The following is a 5,484-nucleotide window of genomic DNA, read 5'->3' as shown; positions in this document are numbered from 1 at the left end:
CGCCCTGCTGGCCGCGCTAGCGACGACAAGGTGATCAGAAGCCGAGGCGTTCCTTGACGATGATCGCGGTGACCCGGCTGGGGGTCATCACCTTGTTGACGATCAGGATGTTGTTCACCCCGCTTGGCACTCCGTAGGCTCGCCGGGCCCGGGCATCCTCGAGCGGGTAGCAGTATTCGTAGATGCGACGCATCCCGGTCGCGACGTCGCTGACGATCTTCTGGGCCCCGATGACGAAGATCACCTGCCCGGCGCCCGATGCGAGCGGGCCCAGCTGGCTGCCGCTGGCCGAGGCGATGAGCAGCGATCCGTCTTCGGTCAGCGCGTGCACGCTGCCGACGACATAGTCCGGCGACGCGCCCAGGGCTCGCATCTCCCGCCGCTGCATTTCCCGGTCCATCCGGTACAGCCGCAACCGGAGTGGCTGGTAGCGGCCGGACCTCTCGATGTCGTCAGCGATGCCGGTGGCTTCGAGTGTCTGGGACGTGTTGTTGTACACCTCGGCGCCGTCCGGCAGGAGAGAGCTGACCAGGGACCTCGCGTCGGCACCGGTGGCGGCCAGGAGCGACCGGATGCCGTTGTGTTCCAGTGCCGCCGCGGCTGTGGCGATCCGCTCGCCGGAGGCGAGTTCGGCGAACTCCGAGGACAGCGAGGGGGCGGCACTCGCCACCGCGGGCGGCTCAGTCACCGCCCAGCTCCGACAGCCGCCGGTGGACCAGCGCCACGGCCATTGATCCCTCGCCGATGGCCGCCGAACAGCGCTTTACCGACCCGCAGCGCACGTCCCCGGCGGCGAACACTCCGGGCCGGTTGGTCTCTAGCGGCAGCGGCTCCCTGCGCAGCGGCCAGTTGCCGCCTGGACCGCTGGCGAAATCGCCGCCGGTCAGCAGGTACCCAGCAGAGTTGGTGACCAGCCCGATCCCCGCGGCGCCGTCGGCGAGGGGCGTGCCGCCGATGCAGATGAACAACGCATCCGACGGCAACGGAGCCGTTCCAGTCCTGTCCCCGGAGCGAACGATGACCGCCCGCAGCCGGTCATCGGCCTGCAGGCCCACCACCTCGGTGCGAACTCGCACGTCAACATTCGGGATGGTCGAGAGGTGATCGATAAGGTACTGCGACATCGACGCGCCCAGGTCGCGACCACGGACGAGCAGCGTGACCTGCCGAGCGTACCGGGAGAACCGGACGACCGCCTGGCCCGCTGAGTTGCCGCCGCCCACCACCACGACCCGGGACCCCGTGCACGACAGGGCCTCACTAGGCCCCGCCCCGTAGTAGACCCCCGCGCCGAGCAGGTCATCGATCCCGGGCACGTCCAGGCGACGCCACTCGACTCCGCTGGCAAACAGCATCGCCCGCCCGCGGATCAGCGTGCCGTCGGACAGCTCGGCGACATAGCCCGGCCCGTCGGCCGACACCGCGGCCAGGGGTCTGGCCAGCAGCAATTCGGCACCGAACCGGCGCGCCTGCACTACGGCGCGCGTCGCAAGTTCGCTACCGCTGATCCCGGTCGGGAAACCGAGATAGTTCTCGATCATGGACGTTGTGCCCGCCTGCCCGCCGGGCGCCACCGCTTCGACGACCACGGTGCGCAGGCCCTCAGATGCTGCGTTAACGGCGGCGGCCAGACCGGCCGGTCCCGCTCCGATGATCGTCAGGTCGTATTCCGACAGCGCGGGAGCCGCGACCATACCGAGACCGGCGGCGACCTGTTCCACAGTCGCAGACGCCAGCCGCGACCCGTCGGGCAAGATGCACAGCGGCAGTGCCGACGACTCCACCTCGGCGACTCCCAGGACCGCCCGCACTGCCTCGGGCTGGCCGACGTCGACCCACTCGAACGCGTAACCGTTGCGGCTGAGGAAGTCACGGATCGCGTAGGCGCCGGGTGTGGCCCTTGTGCCGACAAGGATGGGCAACGGAGTGGCCGGCCTTGTGTCGTAGTCGAACATCGACATCAGTGGGACCCGTTCCGCCTGGTGCCGGGCTGTCTAGGTCAGATTACTTTCAGTGCTTCCTCCTTGGTGACGACCCTGCCGAGGCCGCCGAATTCGTGCAGGTCGCCGAACATCTCGATGCGGATGGACTGGTCCAGTCCCCCCACGCGGACCGGTTCGTAGCCGCCCGCGCGGATCAGGCCGGCGACCAGGTCGCCTGCTGCGTCGTCGTCCGCGGCGTAGAACTCCACCGCACGATCGGGCTCCTGCCGCGCGGCCGCGGCCAGCGTTCCGGCCGACAGCGTGCCGAACGCCTTGACCAGACGCGCCCCGGCAGGCAGCAGGCCGGCGAGGATCTGGCCCGAGGACTCCTGCTCGCCGATGATCTTGCGGAAGCCGCCGTGCCCGTCCGGTCCGGTCGGGTTCGTCGGGTCGACGATGACCTTGCCGGAGAGCCGCTCTCCGTACTGGGCGATGAGCTCCTTGAAGCTGTCGAACCAGACGGCGAGCACGAGCACGTCGGCCCGGTCGACTGCCTCGTCCACGCTGACCACTTCGGCGTGGCCGTCAAGGCCGGACGCGAGTTTTCTGGCGGCCTCCTGGTCCCGTCCGGCCAGCAGGAAGTCCTGACCGCCGGCCGCGAAGTTCGCCGCCAGCGTGCTGCCAAGGGTGCCGGTGCCGATGATGGCAACCGTGCTATCCGAAATAGTCATCGTGGTCTGCCTTTTGGTGTCGTGGTTGCGGTTATGGTCAAGCGCTCCTGTAGCGGGGTGTCCGGTGGCGCGCCGGCTGGTTCAAAGGCGGCACTGAACAGGTAGCTGGTGGCGAGGCTCCGGTAGGGCCGCCATTTGTCTGCGATGGCGAGCACTTCCTGCTCGGCGGGGAGGTGGTCGAGCTGATAGGCGTCCCTGACCGCTTTGCGCAGCGCGAGGTCACCCGGCAGCACGACGTCTTCTCGCCGGAGCGCGATAATGAGGGCGCCTTGCACGGTCCACGGACCGATCCCCGGGATTGCGGTGAGCTCGGCCATCACCTCGTCGTCCGAGAGGCGGCCCAACGCGTCCGGGTCTAGCCGTCCGTCCGATATGCGCTCGGCGAGGTCGCGGAGTGTGCCGATCTTCCGCCACGAAAGCCCGGCATCGCGGAGTTGGCCGGCTTCCACGTCCAGCAGCTCGGCGGCCGAGGGAAGATGGCCGTCAAACAGAGCCTGGATGCGCGCCATGGTCCGGCGGGTCGCGGGGACGGACAGCTGCTGGCCGGTGACCTGGAACAGCAGGGCGCCGAAGAGATCCATGGGCGGCAGCTGGGCCATCCACGCCCGGGGATCGAAGTCCGGCCGGTCGTCGATGAGCCGCGCCAGCACTGGGTCGGCGTCGCGCAGGTGTGCGCGCGCTTGCTGCAGCCACCTCGCGTCGGCACTGGTCATTGGAGCGGCACCTTCTCGTAGCAGGGTTCGACTGCGCTCGACGCTAGCGGCCATCAAGGTGACCGGCCGTCACCTGGATTCGGTGATTCGGTTCGCTCAGCAGAGCGAGTCATCTGACTGATGCAGGCGGCGATCCGGCATCCCATAATCAGGCCATGACCGGCCCCGAACATTGGAGGACATCCCATGACCTCGCTGGCCCCCCAGCCCGGCGTGGTGCTGGTTCACGGCGCCTACGCCGACGGCTCGTCCTGGTCGGAGGTAATCGAGCGGCTGCAGCACGCAGGGCTGGCCGCCGTCGCCGTGCAGAACCCGCTGACCTCGCTAGCCGACGACGTGGCGCACACCCGCCGCATCCTGGCGCTGCACGACGGGCCGGTGATCCTAGCCGGTCATTCCTTCGCAGGCACCGTGATCACCGAAGCCGGGATCGACCCGCGCGTCGCGGGCCTGGTCTACATCGCGGCTCGCGCCCCCGACGCCGGCGAGGACTACGCCGCGCTCGCCCAGAAGTTCCCGGCACCACCTGCTAACGCCGGGCTTGTCTACACCGGCGGCTTCGGGGGGCTCACCGAGGACGCGTTCCTGAACGACTTCGCCAACGGCGTCGACCAGGTCCGGGCGCGCGTGCTCTACGCGGTGCAAGGACGCGTCTCGGAATCGCTTTTCCACGAAAAGACCACGGCGGCCGCCTGGCGGTCCAAGCCATCCTGGTATGCCGTCTCACGGCAGGACCGTACGATCTCGCCGGAGCTTCAGCGCTTCCTCGCCAAACGCATGAACGCCACAACGGTCGAGATCGACTCCGGTCACCTCTCACTGATTACCCATCCGCAAGAGGTGACCCAGCTGATCCTGTCCGCCACCCAGGCGGTCAGCCAGTAGGCCGCAGCTGGTCCAGCAGACTTCAGGCTCAGGACACGAGCGAGTTAGCTGTCTCGGCGATGCCTGCGATTCGCACCCGACCGGAAAACCTGCCCACTGGCCTGCTGCTTGCTGGTGCGGGTGGGTTCCTGGACGGCTACACGTTCGTCGGTCGCGGAGGGGTATTCGCCAACGCTCAGACTGGCAACATTGTGCTGCTCGCAGTAGCCGCCGGGGCGCGCCACTGGTCGGCGGCGTTGCTGCACGTACCGCCGATACTGGCCTTCATGCTCGGAGTAGCGCTTGCCGAGACGCTGGCACGGCTCACGGGCCGCCGGATCGTACTGCGTCCGGCCCGTTTCGTGTTGGTCGCCGAGATCGTAGTTCTGCTTATCGTCGGCGCGCTACCCCCACAGGTGCCCGATCAGGTCGTGACCACGGCCATCGCATTCACGTCGGCGCTGGCGATCGCGTGGGTGACGGCCCGCCCCGGCGTCAGCTCAACCATCCTCGGCGCCCGCACCACCAGCCAGCTGGACGCCAACCCGCGCGCCAGCGGGCTGCGGCTGACACCGGCCGAGACCACCGCGCTTGACGCCGCCAGCGACCCCCACCCCGCCGACTACCCCTACGGTCGAACTCGGCGTCGACCAGCGCACCCGCACCCTGCCGCCCGCCCACTAAAAGCGCGGATAACCAGCGGCTGCCCCTAACGCGCGCTCCGCCCGACGGAACGCTAGGCACAGGCCAGACAGCACGATCGCGAACATCAGCAGCCAGGCGAGCCGTTCGGCCACCCAGACGCCGTCCGTCGGGGCGGTGAGCAGCCCCGGCACCCGCCCGGCCAGCAGGCCGACGGAACTGACGATGATGAACGCGGTCTGGTGCCAGATGAACAGGGTCATCGCCGACAGGTTGACCAGCGCGACCCCGGCCCAGGCCAGGGGGCGGCGCATCAGCCGCGCCAGCCGGTCACGCAGCAGCAGCGCCAGACCGCACTGGGCGATCCCGAACGTCACCGCGGCCAGGGTCGGCGGGTTCAGGTTCGAGATGTGGGCTCCGTTCACGCCGACCATGCTGACCGGGTACCCGGCCCAGGCGATCAGCGCGGCAGTGGCGGCGCCGCCGCCGGCCAGCATCAGCGCGGGGACCCGGCGTCCGCGCAGCGAGCCCAGCGCCCAGGCGATGCCGAGCAGGTACGGGACCAGCCAGCCGACCGGAAGGTTGACCCAGCCCACCCAGGAGGGCCCGGAC

At 69.2% G+C, this 5,484-nt stretch carries 6 protein-coding genes and 1 pseudogene; 2 read left to right on the top strand and 5 right to left on the bottom strand.

From position 1 onward, the window contains the following. Nucleotides 1-34 precede the first annotated feature (34 nt). Genes WA805_RS02125 through WA805_RS02110 form a run of 4 tightly spaced genes read right to left on the bottom strand, consistent with a single transcriptional unit; the run spans nucleotide 35 to nucleotide 3,303 of the window. Entirely contained in the window at nucleotides 35-688 is a 654-nt protein-coding gene (locus tag WA805_RS02125; RefSeq protein WP_422281860.1) for an LUD domain-containing protein, read from the bottom strand. After that, on the bottom strand, nucleotides 681-1,955 hold the full coding sequence (locus tag WA805_RS02120; RefSeq protein WP_425239857.1) for an NAD(P)/FAD-dependent oxidoreductase: 1,275 nt from the start codon (nucleotides 1,953-1,955) through the stop codon (nucleotides 681-683). Before WA805_RS02120 ends, WA805_RS02125 begins: the two co-directional genes overlap by 8 nt. Before the next feature lie 44 nt (nucleotides 1,956-1,999). Continuing rightward, a complete protein-coding gene (locus WA805_RS02115) occupies nucleotides 2,000-2,653 on the bottom strand; it encodes an NADPH-dependent F420 reductase (RefSeq protein ID WP_422288369.1) in 654 nt (217 codons plus the stop codon). Next, complete coding sequence (locus WA805_RS02110) at nucleotides 2,650-3,303, bottom strand: DNA-3-methyladenine glycosylase family protein (RefSeq protein ID WP_422288370.1); 654 nt, start codon at nucleotides 3,301-3,303, stop codon at nucleotides 2,650-2,652. Before WA805_RS02110 ends, WA805_RS02115 begins: the two co-directional genes overlap by 4 nt. Nucleotides 3,304-3,552: 249 nt before the next feature. On the opposite strand from WA805_RS02110, the gene WA805_RS02105 reads away from it, so the two are divergent. Continuing rightward, a complete protein-coding gene (locus tag WA805_RS02105; protein WP_422281870.1) occupies nucleotides 3,553-4,251 on the top strand; it encodes an alpha/beta fold hydrolase in 699 nt (232 codons plus the stop codon). Between the two features lie 59 nt (nucleotides 4,252-4,310). Continuing rightward, a complete protein-coding gene (locus tag WA805_RS02100) occupies nucleotides 4,311-4,943 on the top strand; it encodes an aldo/keto reductase (RefSeq protein ID WP_425241517.1) in 633 nt (210 codons plus the stop codon). On the opposite strand, the pseudogene WA805_RS02095 reads toward WA805_RS02100, so the two are convergent. Continuing rightward, nucleotides 4,911-5,484 (bottom strand): annotated as a pseudogene (locus tag WA805_RS02095) (acyltransferase family protein); the annotation flags it as partial. The gene WA805_RS02100 and the pseudogene WA805_RS02095 sit on opposite strands and share 33 nt — an antisense overlap.

Origin of the sequence: Trebonia sp. (assembly GCF_049794275.1) — a bacterium.
Classification (GTDB): Bacteria; Actinomycetota; Actinomycetes; order Streptosporangiales; family Streptosporangiaceae; genus Trebonia.
Note: the sequence above shows the minus strand (reverse complement) of the source record. Positions and strands in the feature narration are given on the sequence as shown.

Bases quoted from the DNA above. Each gene is read 5' to 3' on its own strand.
- WA805_RS02100 (WP_425241517.1), top strand. From the start codon at position 4,311: ATGCCTGCGATTCGCACCCGACCGGAAAACCTGCCCACTGGCCTGCTG.
- WA805_RS02115 (WP_422288369.1), bottom strand. From the start codon at position 2,653: ATGACTATTTCGGATAGCACGGTTGCCATCATCGGCACCGGCACCCTT.
- WA805_RS02105 (WP_422281870.1), top strand. From the start codon at position 3,553: ATGACCTCGCTGGCCCCCCAGCCCGGCGTGGTGCTGGTTCACGGCGCC.
- WA805_RS02120 (WP_425239857.1), bottom strand. From the start codon at position 1,955: ATGTTCGACTACGACACAAGGCCGGCCACTCCGTTGCCCATCCTTGTC.